13 protein-coding genes are annotated in these 16325 nt (G+C 69.0%); 2 read left to right on the top strand and 11 right to left on the bottom strand.

The features are described from left to right. Nucleotides 1-69: 69 nt before the first annotated feature. The 7 genes from prfA to J2847_RS08065 form a co-directional block, all read right to left on the bottom strand. Nucleotides 70-1143 (bottom strand): peptide chain release factor 1, encoded by a 1074-nt coding sequence (gene prfA, locus J2847_RS08035; RefSeq protein ID WP_209778453.1) that lies wholly within the window; start codon nt 1141-1143, stop codon nt 70-72. Further along, nucleotides 1118-2434 carry a glutamyl-tRNA reductase gene (gene hemA, locus J2847_RS08040; RefSeq protein ID WP_209778455.1) on the bottom strand — a complete coding sequence of 439 codons (1317 nt, stop codon included), beginning with the start codon at nt 2432-2434 and terminating at the stop codon, nt 1118-1120. Before hemA ends, prfA begins: the two co-directional genes overlap by 26 nt. Nucleotides 2435-2620: 186 nt before the next feature. Beyond that, entirely contained in the window at nt 2621-3751 is a 1131-nt protein-coding gene (gene ispG, locus J2847_RS08045; protein ID WP_209778456.1) for a flavodoxin-dependent (E)-4-hydroxy-3-methylbut-2-enyl-diphosphate synthase, read from the bottom strand. Nucleotides 3752-3912: 161 nt separating this feature from the next. Beyond that, nucleotides 3913-5148: a helix-turn-helix domain-containing protein gene (locus J2847_RS34570; RefSeq protein ID WP_209778458.1), complete on the bottom strand. Its 1236-nt coding sequence runs from the start codon at nt 5146-5148 to the stop codon at nt 3913-3915. Nucleotides 5149-5271: 123 nt separating this feature from the next. Beyond that, nucleotides 5272-7563 (bottom strand): phosphoenolpyruvate--protein phosphotransferase, encoded by a 2292-nt coding sequence (ptsP, locus tag J2847_RS08055; protein WP_209778459.1) that lies wholly within the window; start codon nt 7561-7563, stop codon nt 5272-5274. 2 nt (nt 7564-7565) lie between these two features. Further along, on the bottom strand, nt 7566-8672 hold the full coding sequence (locus J2847_RS08060) for an NAD(P)H-dependent flavin oxidoreductase (protein WP_209778462.1): 1107 nt from the start codon (nt 8670-8672) through the stop codon (nt 7566-7568). Nucleotides 8673-8708: 36 nt separating this feature from the next. After that, on the bottom strand, nt 8709-9944 hold the full coding sequence (locus tag J2847_RS08065; RefSeq protein ID WP_209778463.1) for an aspartate kinase: 1236 nt from the start codon (nt 9942-9944) through the stop codon (nt 8709-8711). A gap of 183 nt (nt 9945-10127) precedes the next feature. Between J2847_RS08065 and ubiG the strand changes: the two genes are divergently transcribed. Together ubiG and J2847_RS08075 are read left to right on the top strand one after the other, a co-directional pair. Then, complete coding sequence (gene ubiG, locus J2847_RS08070) at nt 10128-10907, top strand: bifunctional 2-polyprenyl-6-hydroxyphenol methylase/3-demethylubiquinol 3-O-methyltransferase UbiG (RefSeq protein WP_211114646.1); 780 nt, start codon at nt 10128-10130, stop codon at nt 10905-10907. A 210-nt stretch (nt 10908-11117) separates the two neighbouring features. Further along, a complete protein-coding gene (locus J2847_RS08075) occupies nt 11118-12908 on the top strand; it encodes a hypothetical protein (protein ID WP_209778464.1) in 1791 nt (596 codons plus the stop codon). Here the strand turns inward: J2847_RS08075 and J2847_RS08080 are convergent. From J2847_RS08080 to rpoN, 4 genes are all read right to left on the bottom strand, one after another. Further along, the gene (locus tag J2847_RS08080) at nt 12853-13398 is read right to left on the bottom strand and encodes a Uma2 family endonuclease (protein ID WP_209778466.1); all 546 of its coding nucleotides are present in this window, start codon (nt 13396-13398) and stop codon (nt 12853-12855) included. The genes J2847_RS08075 and J2847_RS08080 overlap by 56 nt on opposite strands. Before the next feature lie 107 nt (nt 13399-13505). Further along, on the bottom strand, nt 13506-13964 hold the full coding sequence (ptsN, locus tag J2847_RS08085; protein ID WP_085555374.1) for a PTS IIA-like nitrogen regulatory protein PtsN: 459 nt from the start codon (nt 13962-13964) through the stop codon (nt 13506-13508). A 38-nt stretch (nt 13965-14002) separates the two neighbouring features. Continuing rightward, nucleotides 14003-14596, bottom strand: a complete 594-nt coding sequence (gene hpf, locus J2847_RS08090; RefSeq protein ID WP_085555375.1) for a ribosome hibernation-promoting factor, HPF/YfiA family — start codon at nt 14594-14596, stop codon at nt 14003-14005. 124 nt (nt 14597-14720) lie between these two features. Beyond that, nucleotides 14721-16325 carry an RNA polymerase factor sigma-54 gene (rpoN, locus tag J2847_RS08095; RefSeq protein ID WP_209778467.1) on the bottom strand — a complete coding sequence of 535 codons (1605 nt, stop codon included), beginning with the start codon at nt 16323-16325 and terminating at the stop codon, nt 14721-14723.

Raw genomic sequence — 16325 nt, forward strand, 5'->3', positions numbered from 1 at the left:
TCCTTCCCACCGCGACACCAAGTCCCCTCCCCCGCCCAGCGGGGGAGGGAAATGAGGCGTCGATCGGCCTCACCCCAGCTCCGCCAAGCGGGCGGCTTCGTCCTCCGACACCAGGGCGTCCACGAACTCGTCGAGTGCCTCGCCGGTCATCATCTTGTCGATCTTGTAGAGCGTCAGGTTGATGCGGTGGTCGGTCACCCGCCCCTGCGGGAAATTGTAGGTGCGGATGCGCTCCGACCGGTCGCCGCTGCCGACCTGACTCTTGCGGTCCGCCGCGCGGGCGGCGTCCTTCTCGGCGCGCTCGCGGTCGTAGAGCCGGGCGCGCAGCACCTTCAGCGCCTTGGCCTTGTTCTTGTGCTGCGACTTCTCGTCCTGCTGGCTGACGACGAGGCCGGTCGGCAGGTGGGTGATGCGCACCGCGCTGTCGGTCGTGTTCACCGACTGCCCACCCGGCCCCGACGAGCGGAACACGTCGATGCGCAGATCCTTCTCGTCGATGTGGATGTCGACCTCCTCGGCCTCCGGCAGCACCGCCACCGTCGCGGCGGAGGTGTGGATGCGGCCCTGCGCCTCGGTCGCCGGCACCCGCTGCACCCGGTGGACGCCCGACTCGAACTTCAGGCGGGCGAACACGTTGCGGCCGGTGATGTTGGCCGTCGCCTCCTTGTAGCCGCCGATGCCGGTCTCGCTGACGTCCATCGCCTCGAAGCGCCAGCCGCGCGCGGCGGCATAGCGGCGGTACATCTCGAACAGCTCGGCGGCGAACAGCGCCGCCTCGTCGCCGCCGGTGCCGGCGCGCACCTCCAGGATGGCGTTCTTCTCGTCCGCCTCGTCCTTGGGCAGCAGCGAGACCTGGACGCGCCGCTCGAAATCGGGGATGCGCTTGGAGAGGTCGCGGAACTCCTCCTCCGCCATCGCCTTCATCTCGGGATCGCCGTCCGGGTCGGCGATCATCTGGGCGAGGTCGGCGGCCTCGGCCTTGACCTTCTTCAGCTCGGCGATGGCCTCGGCGATCGGGGTGAGGTCGGCGTACTCCTTCGACAGCCGGGCGAACTCGCCCGACTCCGCCAGACCGGCGGCGAGCGCGTCGCGCAGCTCGTCGTGGCGGGCCACGACCCTATTGAACTTCTCGTCCAGGCTCACGTCGCTCGTCCTCTTCGCGTTCCACAGCGCTCGTCCCGTCCAGACGGAACAAGCGAAACAACAGCCGTTCGGCCGCGGCCCGTTCGGCCAACCCAACCCCGTCATGGTCGGCCGCCAGCGCCCGCAGCACCTCCGACGGCCCGTGCAGCAGCCGGTTCACCAGCAGCCGCGTCGCCGAGGCGGCGTCGAGGTCGCCGTGCTCGACCAGCAGCCGCCGCCGCTCCCCCTCGAAATGCATGCGCAGCGCCGCCACGGCGGGCACGGCGGCGCGTTCGGCGCGGTCGCGGGCGAAGGCGGCCAGCGCCTCGTCGACGATGCTCCAGGCGGCCTGGGTCGCCGCCTCGCGCCCGACACGGCCCTGCAAGGCCACCCGCTCCAGGTCGGCGAGGTCGTAGACGAAGGCGCCGTCCATGCCGGCGACCGCCGGCTCCACGTCGGAGGGGATCGCGGCGTCGACCACGAACACCGGGCGGCGGCGGCGGCGCCTCAACGCCGCCTCCATCATCCCGGAGGTCAGGATATAGCGCCCCAGCCCGGCCGCGGTCACCACGATATCGGCCCCGGCCAGCGCGGAGTCGAGATCCGACCAGGGCGCGAAATGCCCGTCGAGCCGCCGCGCCGCCGCCTCGGCCCGGCGGTCCACCGGGGCGGTGACGGTCAGCCGCGGCAGGCCGGCCTCGCGCAAGCCATCGAGCACCAGCGTGCCCATGTCGCCGAGCCCGATCAGCAGGGCGGCGCAGCGCTTCGGGTTGCCGTGCAGGTCGCGCGCCACCTGGACGGCGGCGGCGGCCAGCGAGGTGGCGCCCTCGGCGATCGGCGTCTCGCTGCGCACCCGCTTGGCGGCGGCGTAGGCCGCCTGCATCGCCGCCTCCAGCTCCGGCCCGGTCAGCCCGCCGGCGGCGGCGGTGCGGTGGGCGGCCTTGAGCTGGCCCAGGATGTGCGGCTCGCCGACGATCTGGCTGTCGAGCGAGCAGGCCACCGCGAACAGATGGCGCACCGCGTCGAGCCCGGTGCGGGTGTAGAGCTGGTCGGCGAGATCCGGCGTCGGCAGCCCGACCCGCTCGGCCATCAGGCCGGCGATGGCCAGCGCCGCCTCGTTGGGGCGCTCGTGGACGGCCTGCACCTCGACCCGATCGCAGGTGCTGAGCCACACCGCCTGCGTCACCCCGGCGGCGCGCAGACGCTCCAGCATGCCCGGCACCTCCGCCTCGTCGGTCGCGAGACCGTCGCGGATCGCGCCGGAGCAGGTCCGGTGGCTGGCGCCGATGACGAAGTAGGAGGTGGTGGTCACGCCGGTGGTCGTTTCGTCCCTGCCCGTCGCGGGGGTTCGCGCGTTGGCTGATGTTTATTGAGACACAGATGAACACAGATAAACACAGATGAATATAATAATATTAACATCGATTCCATTTGGCATGAAACCCGATGTGCATCATGTTCATCTGTGTCTATCTGTGTTCATCTGTGTCAAAAAACCTTACTCCGCCGCGGCAGCCGCCTTCTCGGTCGCCTTAGCCGCCTCGACCTCGGCGGCCTTCTTCTCGACCAACCCGACGAGGTGATCGACGATGTCCTTGTCCTTCAGCCGGTGGTCGGTGACGCCGGACAGGTAGATCTGGTGGGTGTTGTTGCCGCCGCCGGTCAGGCCGATGTCGGTCTCGCGCGCCTCGCCGGGGCCGTTCACCACGCAGCCGATCACCGACAGGGTCAGCGGCGTCGTGATGTGGGCCAGACGCGCCTCCAGCAGTTCCACCGTCTTGATGACGTTGAAGTTCTGCCGCGCGCAGCTCGGGCAGGAGATCACCGTCACGCCGCGCCGGCGCAGGCCGAGCGACTTCAACATCTCGTAGCCGACCTGCACCTCCTCCGCCGGCTCGGCCGACAGGGAGACGCGCAGCGTGTCGCCGATGCCCGACCACAGCAGCATGCCGAGCCCGATGGAGGACTTCACCGTCCCGGCGCGCAGGCCGCCGGCCTCGGTGATGCCGATGTGCAGCGGGTAGTCGCAGGCCTCGGCCAGCGCCTGGTAGGCGGCGACCGCCAGGAAGGTGTCCGACGCCTTCACCGAGATCTTGAACTCGCGGAAGTCGTTGTCCTCCAGGATCCTCGCGTGGTTCAGCGCGCTCTCGACCATCGCCTCGGGGCAGGGCTCGCCGTACTTCTCCAGCAGATCCTGCTCCAGCGAGCCGGCGTTGACGCCGATGCGCATCGAGCAGCCATGGTCCTTGGCCGCCTTCACCACCTCGCGCACCCGTTCGGGCGAGCCGATGTTGCCGGGGTTGATGCGCAGGCAGGCCGCCCCGCTCTCCGCCGCCTCGATGGCGCGCTTGTAATGGAAATGGATGTCGGCGACGACCGGCACCGACACCTGCTTCACGATGTCCTTCAGGGCCAGCGCCGACTCGCGGTCGGGGCAGGAGACGCGGACGATGTCCACCCCCACCCGCTCGGCCGCCTGGATCTGCTCGACCGTCGCCTTCACGTCGGTGGTCGGCGTGTTGGTCATGGTCTGGACCGAGATCGGCGCGTCGCCGCCGACGAGCACGTTGCCGACCCGGATCTGGCGGGACTTGCGGCGGAGGATCTGGCGGTAGGCACGCACGGTCATGGCAGGGGCCTCAAGACAGCGTCGGGGGCGACGACGGGGGGCCGGGATCCGTGTGTGCGCACACGGCCGGGGTCACGTCAGAAGTACGGTCCCCCGCGGCGGATTCAAGCGCCAGTTCCAGGACACAGGGTTCCGCGACACGGGGTTTCGCGGCGCCGGGCTCAGCGCCCGGCGGGGCGGACGACACCATGGGCGTCGATGGAGACGTCGCGCAGCACCTGACCGACCGAGCCGAGCGGGCCGCTCTCCGCGCCGTCGGCGACCACCACAAGGCCGCCGGCGTTGCCGGTGCGCACCCGCACCCCGGCCTTGTCGGGAACGCGGTAGGTGTCGCCAGGCTTCAGCACGCGGGTGAAGACGATCTCGCTGCCGTCGCGGATCTGCAACCAGCTCTCCTGGGTCGCCTTCAGGACGAGCCGGACATTCTGGTATTGCAGCCCGTAGACCTTGGCGTTCGGGTTGGCCGGGGCCGCTTCCGCCGGGCGCGGGGCCGGGGCGGCCGGCGGCGGGGCGGCGGCCAGCGGCGTCGGCTCCTGCGGCGACCCCTCGTCGTCGTCCTCCGCCGGAGGCGGCGGCACGTTGGTCACCCCCGCCGGAGCGGGCGTCTGCGGAACCGGAGCCGCCGACGGCGGCAGCGCCGCGACGGCGGGCGGCTTGGCGGGCGGCAGGGGCGGCGCCACCACGGGAGACGAGGCCCCGGCCGGAGCGGGAGCCGGCGCCGCCGGGGCGGCCAATGGGGTGGCCAGCGGGGGGGAGGTGGTCGCCGGGGAAACGGGAGGGGGCGCGGCAACGGAAGCGGACGGCGCAGCGGCCGGAACCGGAGCCGTGGAGGACGGCAGCGCCGCCGTCTGCTGGGGGGCGGACTGGGAAACGGCCGGCGGGGCCGGGTCGGCGGACGGCGCGGCGCCGCCCCTGAACGGCAGCGTGTCGAGCAGCGACACCAGCCGGTCGGGCAGCGCCGGCACCAGATCGGCCATCGACCGGTCGGTCGCCGACAGATAGTACCAGCCGCCATAGACGATGCCGCCCAGCACCAGCGTCATCAGCAGCAGCGTTCCGCCGGGAACCCGCTCCTCCGTCGCCGGGGTCGGCAGGTAGAGCTCCTGCTGGCGCAGGGCCCCCGCCGCCTCCTCCTTGTAGCGGGCGACGATGCTCTCCGGGTCGAGCCCGAGATACTCGGCGTAGGAGCGCAGGAAGCCGGCGGCGTAGGCCGCGCCCGGCAGATCCTGGAAACGCCCGTCCTCGATGGCCTGGAGGTACGGGTAGCGGATGCGCAGCATCGACGCGACGTCGCGCAGCTCGTGCCCCATGGCGATGCGCGCGTCGCGCAACGTTTCGGAGACGGTGGGACCGGCCGGAACCGGGACGTAATCGTCGAAAAGCTTGCGCTTGGCCATGGAATTGCCGTCTCGCTGGGTCGGGCATCCCCGCCGGGGACGCGCAAGCGGAATGGGTACGACAAGCCGCCCCGGCGGCGCAACCGGATTGAGGCCGCCAAGCCCCCTCGGATCAAGCCATCCTCAGATGAGGACGCCGTGATCGCGGGCGAAGGTCTTCAGCTTGTCGCGCAGGCTGTGGTCGGCGCCAAGATACAGGCCCGACATGTACTGCCGCAGCGCCGCCACGTCGAGCGAGCGCAGCATCGTCTTCACCGGCCCGACCGAGGGCGGCGCCATCGACAGCGTGCGGAAGCCGGCGCCGATCAGCGCCATGGCGTCGAGCGGCCGCCCGGCCATCTCGCCGCACAGGCTGAGCGGCACCTTGTTCTTGGCGCATTCATCGACCAGCCGACGCATGACGCACAGCATCCCCGGCGACAGCGCGTCGTAGCGGGTCGAGGTGCGCGGGTTGCCGCGGTCGGCGGCGTAGAGATACTGCATCAGGTCGTTGGAGCCGACCGACAGGAAATCGACCCTGGGCAGCAGGGCCGGCAGTTGCCACAGCAGCGACGGCACCTCGATCATCGTGCCGACGCGCAGGCGGCTCGGCGGCTCGACGCCCTGCCCGGCCTGCCGCTTCAGCTCCAGATCGAGCAGGCGGCGGGCGGCGTCGAGTTCGGCGACCTCGGCGATCATCGGGAACATCACCGACAGCGGCCGCCCGGCGGCGGCCTGCAACAGCGCGCGGAGCTGCTGGCGCAGCAGCGACGGGTGGTCGAGACCGATGCGCACCGCGCGCCAGCCGAGCGCCGGGTTCTCCTCCTCGCCGCCGGTCATGTAGGGCAGCATCTTGTCGCCGCCGACGTCGAGCGTGCGGAAGACGATGGGCTTCTCGCCCGCCTCGTCCATGATCCGGGAGTAGAGTTCGGTCTGCGCCTTCACGTCCGGGTAGGAGGCGCGGACCATGAAGGGGATCTCGGTGCGGTAGAGGCCGATGCCCTCCGCCCCGCTGGCCTGGAGATGCGGCAGGTCGATCAGCAGGCCGCAGTTCAGCTGGATCGAGATCGGCACGCCGTCGCGCGTCACCGAGGGCAGGTTGCGGATCTCCGCGTACATCTGCTCCTTGCGGTGCTGGAGCGCGACGCTGTCGGCGAAGGCCATCTGGATGTCTTCGGCCGGGCGGATGAAGACCTGCCCGTGGTCGCCGTCGACGATCAGCTGGTCGAGCGCCTCGATGCGGTTCAGCGCGTCGGCCGCCTGCACCACCGGGATGTTCAGCGCGCGGGCGACGATGCAGACGTGGCTGGAGGGGGTTCCCTCCTCCAGCAGCAGGCCGCGCAGCCGCGAGCGGTCGTAGTCCAGCAGCTCCGCCGGCCCCATCGAGCGGGCGACCAGGATCATGTCGTCCGGCTGCGTCGCCCCGTCGGCGCTGGAGGTCTTGCCGGCGAGGTGCTGAAGCAGCCGGTTGGTCAGATCCTCGAAATCCTGCAGCCGCTCGCGGATGTAGGGGTCGGTCAGGTGGCTCATGCGGGCGCGGGTGTCGTTCTGCACCTGCTGCACCGCCGCCTCCGCCGTCAGGCCGGCGCGGATCGCCTCGCGGATGCGCGACAGCCAGCCGCGGTCCTCGGCGAACATCCGGTAGGTCTCCAGGATGTCGCGCGGCTCGCCCAAGCCGGCCAGCGTCGCCGCCTCCAGCAGATCGTCGATGGCGCTGTGCATGGTGACGAGCGCGGCGTTGAAGCGCTCCAGCTCGGCCTCGGCGTCCTCCGCCACCAGCTGGCGGATGGTCAGCTGCGGGCGGTGGATCACCGCCAGCCCCATGGCGAGGCCGGGGCTCATGGCCACACCCGACAGGCGGGCCGGCAGCAGCACCGGGTCGCCGGATGTCGAGACCTCCGACGCGCCGACCAGCTCGCTCTGGGCGACCAGCTCGGCGACGACCATGGCGATGGTCTGGAGGCTCTCGACCTCCTCCTCGACGTAGGGACGGCGGTCCTTGTGCTGGATCACCAGCACGCCGCGCACCTTGCCGCCGCGCAGCACCGGCACGCCGGCCATCGACAGGAAGGGATCCTCGCCGGTCTCCGGCCGGTAGGCGAAGCTGGGGTGCGACGGCGCGTTGTCGAGCGCCAGCGGCCGGGCGTGGCCGGCGATGTAGCCGACGATGCCCTCGCCGACCCGCAGGCGGGTGTTGTGGACGGCGGTCTTGTTCAGGCCCTCGGTGGCGAACAGCTCCAGCACCTCGCCGGCGCGCATGACGTAGCAGGAGCAGACGTCGGCCCGCATCTCCGCCGCGATCAGCGTGACGATCTTGTCCAGCCGCTCCTGCCCCGACCCCGACCCGGCCATGATGTCCCGCAGATGGGCCAGCAGCCGGCGCGAGGAGGCGCCGTCGAAGCTGGGGCCGGCCGTCAGGTCGAGGGTGCTGGTCATCGCTACAACGCTCCCAGAGCCGTGGGCGTCTCCGCCGCCTCCGCCACCTCCGTCCTGTCCAAGGATGCCCCATCGCCGCCACGGCGCGCCAGCGCCGTTTCGGCCTGGGCGATCAATTCGGCCAGGATGTCCGTCACCGGCTGTTCGCGGGTGACGAGGCCGACGCTCTGGCCGGCCATCAGGGAACCGGTCTCGACGTCGCCGTCGATCACCGCGCGGCGCAGGGCGCCGGCCCAGAAATGCTCGATCTCCAGCAGCCCCTCGTCGCGGGTCAGCGCCCCGGCGTCGACCTTGGCGATCACGGCGCGCTGAAGCTCCATGAAGGCCTTGCTGCCGGCGTTGGCCAGCGCGCGGACCGGGATCACCGGGAAGCGCGGGTCGATCTGCACCGACACCTGCGCGTCCCGCGCGGAAGCGCGAATGAACGTCTGCTTGAAGTTGGCGTGCGCGATGGATTCGCTGGCGCAGACGAAGCGCGTGCCGACCTGCACGCCGGCCGCCCCCAGCTCCAGATAGGCGACGATCGCCTCGCCGCGTCCGATGCCGCCGGCGACGAAGACCGGGACCTCGCGCAGGTCGGGCAGGATTTCCTGCGCCAGCACGGTGGTGGAGACCGGGCCGATGTGGCCGCCGGCCTCGGTGCCCTCGATCACCAGCGCGTCGGCGCCCTGGCGGACCATGCGCCGGCCGCTGACCAGCGTCGGCGCGAAGGCCATCGCCCTGGCGCCGCCGTCCTTGATGCGGCGCAGCGTGGCGCCGGACGGAAAGCCGCCGGCGATGACGACATGGCCGACCGCCTGCTCGCGGCAGACGTCGATCAGCCGGTCGAGTTCCGGGTGCATGTTGATGAGGTTGACGCCGAACGGCTCCGCCGTCAGCGCCTTGGTGCCGGCGATCTCCGCCGCAAGCTGGTCCGGCGCCATCGACCCGCAGGCCAGGACGCCGAAACCGCCGGCGTTCGAGATCGCCGAGACCAGATTCCGCTCCGACACCCAGCTCATCGCGCCGCCCATCACGGCGGTGCGCGTGCCGAGGAAGGCGCAGCCGCGCGCCCACAGCCGGTCGAGCCGTGCCCTTGCCGCCGTTACGGTCGTCGCCGTCTCGGTCATGCCCGGCTCTCCCTTCCCTGTTTCCTCAACGCAGCGTCAGGCGGCGTCGAGGCCATAGGCGGTGTGCAGGGCGCGCAGCGCCAGCTCCGCGTACTCCTCGGCGATCAGGACCGAAATCTTGATCTCGGAGGTCGAGATGACCTGGATGTTGATGCCCTTGTCGGCCAGCGCCTTGAACATCCGCTGGGCGACGCCGGCGTGGCTGCGCATGCCGACGCCGATGACCGACACCTTGACGACGTTGGCGTCGGAGATGATGCGCTTGTAGTTCAGCGTCTCCTTCGCGTCCTCCAGCACCTTCACGCCGCGCGCGAGGTCGGCCTTGCCGACGGTGAAGGTCATGTCGGTCGACTTGCCGTCCTCCGACACGTTCTGGACGATCGTGTCGACGTTGACGGCGTTGTCGGTCAGCGGCCCGAAGATGGCGGCGGCCACGCCCGGACGGTCGGCGACGCCGACCAGGGTGATCTTCGCCTCGTCGCGGCTGTAGGCGATGCCGCTCACAACTTCCTTTTCCACGATCTCGTCCTCGTCAACAACCAGGGTTCCCGGAAGCGAGCTGCCCGCCGCCGCCTCGAAGCTCGACAGCACCTGCACGCGCACGCGGTGGTTCATCGCCATCTCGACCGAGCGGGTCTGAAGCACCTTGGCGCCCTGCGAGGCCAGCTCCAGCATCTCCTCGTAGGTGATCTTATCGAGCTTCTTGGCCTTGGTCACGATGCGCGGGTCGGTGGTGTAGACCCCGTCCACGTCGGTGTAGATGTCGCAGCGGTCGGCCTTCACCGCCGCCGCCAGCGCCACCGCCGAGGTGTCGGAGCCACCGCGGCCGAGCGTGGTGATGCGCCCCTCCTTCGTCACCCCCTGGAACCCCGCGACCACGGCGACCTCGCCGGTCTGCATGGATTTTTCCATCTGGGTGGTGTCGATGGAGACGATGCGCGCCTTGCCGTGCGTGTCGTCGGTGTGGATCGGAATCTGCCAGCCCGCCCAGGAGCGCGCCGGGATGCCGATCGACTGCAAGGCCACGGCGAGGAGACCGGAGGTCACCTGCTCGCCCGAGGCGACGACGGCGTCGTACTCGCGCGCGTCGTGCAGCTTGTCGATCTCGTTGCAGTATTTGACGAGCTGGTTGGTCACGCCGGACATCGCCGACACGACGACGGCGACCTGATGGCCCGCCTTGACTTCCTGCTCGACCTTCCGGGCCACGTTCTTGATGCGGTCGATGTCGCCGACCGACGTGCCTCCGAACTTCAGGACGATCCGCGCCATACCTCACACCAATTCTCTGGCCGCCTTCACGGGAGCCCTGGCGAGATCCGTGACGAAGGGCGGCATGCGGCACCCCCGCTCTACCGTTGCCGGCGCGGGGCGGCGTATCCATACTCCCTCGCTCACAGCGAGGCAAGGTTGCCCCGCATGCCAACCGTCAACCACCCCACGGAAATCCCAGCCATGACCGCGACCGCCGGAACTCCGCACGCCACGCCCTCGGAAACGTCCTTTGGAACGATCGATCCCGAGGACGTCGCCCGCTTTTCCGCCATCGCCGCCGAATGGTGGGATCCGGCCGGCAAGTTCCGGCCGCTGCACCGGCTGAACCCGCTGCGCCTCGCCTACATCCGCGACACGGTGTGCAGGCGGCTGGGCCGCGATCCGCTGGCGCCCTCTCCGCTGGCCGGCGTCCGCGTCGTCGACATCGGCTGCGGCGGCGGCCTGCTGGCCGAGCCGATCGCCCGCATGGGCGCCACGGTGGTCGGGGTCGACGCCTCGGAAAAGAACATCAGAACGGCGGCCACCCACGCCGCCGAGACCGGCACCGCCGTGGACTACCGCACCACCACCGCCGAGGATCTGGCCGCCGGCGGCGAGCGCTTCGACGTGGTGCTGGCGATGGAGGTGATCGAGCATGTCGCCGACGTCGACCTGTTCGTGAAGTCCTGCACCGATCTGCTGGCGCCGGGCGGCGTCCTGTTCCTCGCCACGCTGAACCGCACCCCGAAATCCTTCGCGCTGGCCATCGTCGGGGCCGAGTACATCCTGCGCTGGATGCCGCGCGGCACCCACAATTGGCGCCAATTCCTGCGCCCGTCCGAACTGAACGCCGCCGTACGCGCGTACGGGCTGGGCGTACGCGACCTGACCGGCATCACGTACAACCCGCTGGCCGACGAGTTCCGGCTGAATCCGAAGGACCTGGAGGTCAACTACATGGGCTGGGCCGAGCGTGTGTGAGCGTTTTTCGTCCCACTTCGGAAGAGAGTCGTTGGCCTACGAATTCGGTTCTTGAGGAAAAGCCTCAAATGTTTCCAGTTGTCGACTGTTGAAAAACCCTCTATTCTAAAGGGAGACTTAGTGGGACGAAAATGTTTCCAAGCCGCATGCCGGAATTTTACATAACCATAACGCGCAACAGCGGATGAATATATCTTGACAGATCGATTATTGTTCAAGTCCCGCAGAGATGTGAAGCTCTGGCTTCGAGACAAGCCGATCGACTGGTCACGTGCGCTCGCCTTCCGCATCGCGCTACGCGTGTTGCCACTTGACGGCTTGGTGGCTGGCGAAACAGCGATGGGAAGCAAGCCACCCGGTTGGCGAGAACGCCTGATCCTCGCAACGATTCGCGCCAACTTCCTGGCTTTACCTACGCAGATTTTTCCAGGTAAGTATATAATTGCTGCCTCTAACGCCGCTGCCTCCACCGCCGCCCACGCAGCTGCCGCTGCCACTGCCGCTGCCGCCGCCCACACTGTCGCTGACGCCGCTGACGCTGCCTATGCCGCCACCGATGCTGCCGCTGACGCCACCCATGCTCGCGCCTACGCCGCCGCCGCCGACGTTTGGTTGTCATTGTCCAATGATGCCTATTGGCTATTGGAACACCAAGAATCTTCAGACACCGAATTGGGAGCATTGCTAGCGAAACAGCCACTGTGGCCAGAGGGTGCACCAAAACAGATTCACAATATCTGGATACGCTTCGCGAAAAGCGATTTTGCTACCGCTCATGGCTTTCATCCCTGGATCCGTTGGTACGAAGCGTTAGCCGGCCTGAAAAGCGGCGCACCGCCACGTGACTTTTTTGGCGAAACATTGACCTTACGGATCGGCAGTCAGGAGAATGATTGGTGGAGGCGCCCCCCGAAGGCGGTTAATGCCGATATTGTGGAGTGGCTGAAGGAAAAAGACGACTCAGACAGTATCGCCCCGGCCGACGTCGCAAGCCCGGCCGCGCTCGCCGACGCCCTGGACAAGCTGCCGGCCCAGCAGCCCGCTCCCTATCTGTTCGACTGGCGTGACGGGCGCCTGGAAATCCTGCCGCCGGATGCCCTGCCCGAGGATGGGGGGATCGCGCAGGATTATCTGGATGAGGCCCGCGACAAGGCGCAAGGGCTGCTCGACGATCTCGCCGACCGCGGCCACAACCTCCCTCCCGACATCGCCCGCAAGGTCGGCAAGCTGCGGGAGGTTCTGAGCGAGCGCACCGCCGATCTCCGCCCGGCGCTGGTGGATTCCCGGACCATCTCCCTCGAACGGCTCGCCAACGCGCTCGACAACCCGCAGGACAAGGCGGAACTGCCGTCCCGCATCCTGGCGGATCTAGGCGATCTCGCCGACACCGCGCGCCGCCTGTGCCACTGCCTGCCCACCTTGTGGAGACGGGATGTCGACCGGCTGGCGAACAGCCTGTCAGCGGACAACGCCGCCACCTTGATCTTGCAGCTCGATATGTTGCGCGAGGGGGTGAAGGACGCGGAGGTCGTCGGGCCGGACACCCGAGCCGCCTTCGCCACCCTGTCGGAAGACAGTGCCGAACCGGCCGCCGACGACCTGAAACGGTGGCGCGTCGCGATGTACGCGCTTTCGGCCCGCAACTTCCTGACCGCGCTGCTGCGCGTCACGAAGGGCTCTGCCGCCGTCGCAAAGGAGCTGTTCCGCTTCGCCCAGGATGTCCGCAAGGAGCTTCGCCCCGAATTGGTCAAGGGAACAGCGAAGATGATCATCGGCGGAAGCCTGACCGTGGTGGCGGCCGCGTGTCTGTTCGTGACACTCCTCGAGCCGGCCAGCGGCATCGCGAAAGTCTTCCCGGAGTTCGAACGGATCATCCGCCTTCTTGAAACGGTGAAGCCGGGCAAGAGCGAGCCCCCCTCGGCGCCCCCGAGCGCCCCGCCTCCCCTCAGTCCTCGTACACCGCGGCCAGCGGCAGAGAAAGGTCCAACGCGGCCAGCGTGACCTCGCCCTCGGTGACGATGTCGGCGACCCAGCCACCGCCCTCGCGGCGGTAGATCTCGATCCGCCGTTCGTTCTGCGCCACCAGCACGATCTCGCGCAGGGAGGGGATCGTCTGGTAGTTCACCCGCTTCTCGCGGCGGTCGACCGCCTCGGTGCTGTCCGACAGCACCTCCACGACCAGGACCGGCGCCTCGACCACATAGGGATCGTCGTCGCCCGGATGGCAGGTCGCCACGATGTCCGGGTAGTAGTAGGCGTTCGCCGCCTCGACGCGGACCTTGACGTCGTTCAGGAAGGCATCACAGCCCCGGCGCAGGGCCGCCTGCCGGATGGCGAAGCCGAAGCGGGCCACGATCCCCGCGTGCCGGCGGCTGGCGCCGACCATGGCGAAGATCTCGCCATCGACATACTCGTGCCGCAGCTCGGCCGTCCGTTCGGCGGCGAGATAGTCACCCGGCGAAATCCAGACCTTGCGCAGCGTGTTCGGCATGACGACGACTATACGCCGATGCCGCCCCAAGAAAAGAGGCCCAAAGAAAAAGGGCCGCGCAACCCGTGCGGCGGCCCTCGCGGCGTACGTCCCGTCATGGAAGCCCGTCAGGCGGTCGGGCTGGCCTCATGCTGGGTCAACAGGGCGTAGATCGCGTCGCCCGACTGGGCACCGCGCAGCTTCTCGCACATGGACTGGTCGCGCAGCAGGCGCGACACGCGGGCGAGCGCCTTCAGATGGTCGGCCCCCGCCTGCTCCGGGGCGAGAAGAAGGAAGATCAGATCCACCGGCTGCTCATCGATCGCGTCGAAATCGATGGGACGTTCCAGGCGGGCGAAGACGCCGTGGACACGGTCGAGGCTGGACAGCTTGCCGTGGGGAATGGCGATGCCATGCCCCACGCCGGTCGTGCCCAGCCGCTCGCGTTCCAGGAGGACGTCGAAGATCGCCCGCTCGTGCTGACCGGTCAGATCGGACGCTTTGCGCGCCAGCTCCTGGAGGGCCTGCTTCTTGCTGCCGGCCTTCAGGTTCGGGAGGATGGCGTGCGGCGCTATGAGGTCGAGCATGAGGCTTCAGACCAGGGGGAAAGGGTCGGCGCCTGGGGTCAGGCGCCGGCCTTCTCCGCCGGATCGACCCAGCCGATGTTCCCGTCGGCGCGGCGGTACACCATGTTCAGGCGACCGTGCACGCCGTTGTGGAACATCAGCGCCGGAGCCTGGGCCAGCTCCAGGCGCATCACCGCCTCGCTGACCGACAGGGTGGCGATGGAGGTTTCCATCTCGGCCACGACCATCGGCTGGTGCGCGCCGTCGACCGGGGCCTCGGCCTCGTGGTCGTCGGCCTCGGCCTCCAGGATCTGGTAGCGGGCGGGCAGCGCCTCGACGGCGGCGGAGCCGTTCTCGCCATGGTGGTCGCGCAGGCGGCTCTTGTAGCGGCGCAGGCGCTTGGCCAGCTTGTCGCAGGCCGTGTCGAAGGCCGGATACGGCTCCGTCGCGTCGGCGGCGCTCTGCAGGACGATGCCGCGGCCCACATGGACCTGGATGTCGGCCTTGTAGAGGTGCGCGTCCTTGGCCAGAACGACGTTGGCTTCGATCGGCTTGTTGAAGTACTTGCCGACGACGGTGGTCAGGCTGTCGGCCACATGGGTGCGCAGGGCGTCGCCCACGTCAAGCTGCTTGCCTTTGACAGTCAGTTGCATGTTGGAACGTTTCCAATATTGGTCCGCTGGGGACGATGGAGAGACGACGGTCCGCCGTACGCGAGCCGCGACCTTAGTCGGGGGTCCCTAGACTGTCAACGAAGCGCGCCCCCGCGGGTTCCGGCTACATGCGTGACATCTTGGCACGGCGTCTCTGCACCGACGACGGTATTTTCATCGCTTCACGATACTTCGCGACCGTCCGCCGCGCAATGTCGATCCCCTCGGCGCGCAGAATCTCCACCAGCTTGTCGTCGGACAGGACGTCCTCGGGCTTCTCGGCGTCGATCATGGTCTTGATGCGGTGCCGCACCGCCTCCGCCGAATGGGCGGCCTGCCCGTCGGCCCCCTGGATGGCCGAGGTGAAGAAATACTTCAGTTCGAACACGCCGCGCTGGGTCGCCATGAACTTGTTGGTGGTGACGCGGCTGACCGTGCTCTCGTGCATGCCGATCGCCTCGGCGATGTCGCGCAGGATCAGCGGCTTCAGGTGCGAGACGCCGTGGATGAAGAAGGCGTCCTGCTGGCGGATGATCTCGGAGGCCACCTTCAGGATGGTGGTCGCCCGCTGGTGCAGCGACTTCACCAGCCAGTTGGCCGACTGGAACTTCTCCGCCAGATACTCCTTGTCGGCCTTGTTGCGGGTGGCGTCGGAGATGCGCGCGAAATAGCGCTGGTTGACCAGCACGCGCGGCAGGGTGTCGGGGTTGAGGTCGATCAACCAGCCGCCGCCGGGGTTGGGCCGCATCAGGATGTCGGGGGTGACGAGCTGCGCCGGGGTGTGGTCGAAGCACAGCGCCGGCTTGGGATTCAGCTTGCGGATGTCGGCGACCATGTCGGCGACGTCCTCGGCGTCGACGCCGCAGACCTTCATGATGGCCGGCAGGTTGCGCGCCGCCAGCAGCTCCAGATTGTCGAGCAGCGCCTGCATCGCCGGGTCGAGCCGGTTCTTCTCGCGAAGCTGGATCGCCAGGCATTCCTTCAGCGAGCGGGCGAAGATGCCCGGCGGGTCGAAGCGCTGGCAGGCCGTCAGCACCCGCTCCACCCGCGCCGGATCGCAGCCAAGCTGTCCGGCCAGCGCCGCGGCGTCGAAGCCGACCAGCCAGCCGGCCTCGTCCAGCATGTCGATCAGCGCCAGCCCGATCAACTGGTCGCCATGGTCGGGCAGGTCGATCTTGAGCTGCTCGGTCAGGTGGTCGCGCAGGCTGATCTCGCCGGTGAGCGTCGCCTCCAGGTTGGAGTCGTCGTCCTCGAAGCCGCTGCGCCCGCCGCGCTCGCTGTAGGAGCCGTAGACCTCGTTGCCGCCGTCCGAACCGTCGGAGAAGCGGTCGTCGGCGTAGACATTCTCGAAATCGGTGTCGAGCGGCGATTCCGACGAGGCCCCCATGGTGTCCGACGAGGTCAGCTCCACCGTGTCGCGGGTGCGCCCGTCCGCCGACGGCGGGGCCGGCCCGTCGTCGCGCCCGTTGAGGCTGTCGGCCAGCGAGCCGCCCGGCTCCGCGCCGCCCGGCCCGTCCAGCCCCCCCTGCGCCTCGCCGCCGACCGGGTCGCTGCCGCCGTCGCCGGGGCCGCTGTCGCGCTCCAGCAGCGGGTTCTGTTCGATCTCGCGGTCCACGAAGTCCGACAGCTCGATGTTCGACAGTTGCAGCAGCTTGATCGCCTGCTGCAACTGCGGCGTCATCACCAGTGTTTGGGCTTGTCGGAGATCGAGACGTTGAGCAAGCGCCAT

This window comes from Azospirillum agricola, from assembly GCF_017876095.1.
Taxonomy (GTDB): Bacteria; Pseudomonadota; Alphaproteobacteria; order Azospirillales; family Azospirillaceae; genus Azospirillum; species Azospirillum agricola.

Excerpts from the sequence above, each read along its gene's own strand:
- ptsN (WP_085555374.1), bottom strand. The coding sequence starts at position 13,964 with ATGCTCGACCTCATAGCGCCGCACGCCATCCTCCCGAACCTGAAGGCC.
- ptsP (WP_209778459.1), bottom strand. The coding sequence starts at position 7,563 with ATGACCAGCACCCTCGACCTGACGGCCGGCCCCAGCTTCGACGGCGCC.
- J2847_RS08080 (WP_209778466.1), bottom strand. The coding sequence starts at position 13,398 with ATGCCGAACACGCTGCGCAAGGTCTGGATTTCGCCGGGTGACTATCTC.
- ubiG (WP_211114646.1), top strand. The coding sequence starts at position 10,128 with ATGACCGCGACCGCCGGAACTCCGCACGCCACGCCCTCGGAAACGTCC.
- J2847_RS08065 (WP_209778463.1), bottom strand. The coding sequence starts at position 9,944 with ATGGCGCGGATCGTCCTGAAGTTCGGAGGCACGTCGGTCGGCGACATC.
- J2847_RS08060 (WP_209778462.1), bottom strand. The coding sequence starts at position 8,672 with ATGACCGAGACGGCGACGACCGTAACGGCGGCAAGGGCACGGCTCGAC.
- rpoN (WP_209778467.1), bottom strand. The coding sequence starts at position 16,325 with ATGGCGCTTGCTCAACGTCTCGATCTCCGACAAGCCCAAACACTGGTG.
- ispG (WP_209778456.1), bottom strand. The coding sequence starts at position 3,751 with ATGACCGTGCGTGCCTACCGCCAGATCCTCCGCCGCAAGTCCCGCCAG.
- hpf (WP_085555375.1), bottom strand. The coding sequence starts at position 14,596 with ATGCAACTGACTGTCAAAGGCAAGCAGCTTGACGTGGGCGACGCCCTG.
- J2847_RS34570 (WP_209778458.1), bottom strand. The coding sequence starts at position 5,148 with ATGGCCAAGCGCAAGCTTTTCGACGATTACGTCCCGGTTCCGGCCGGT.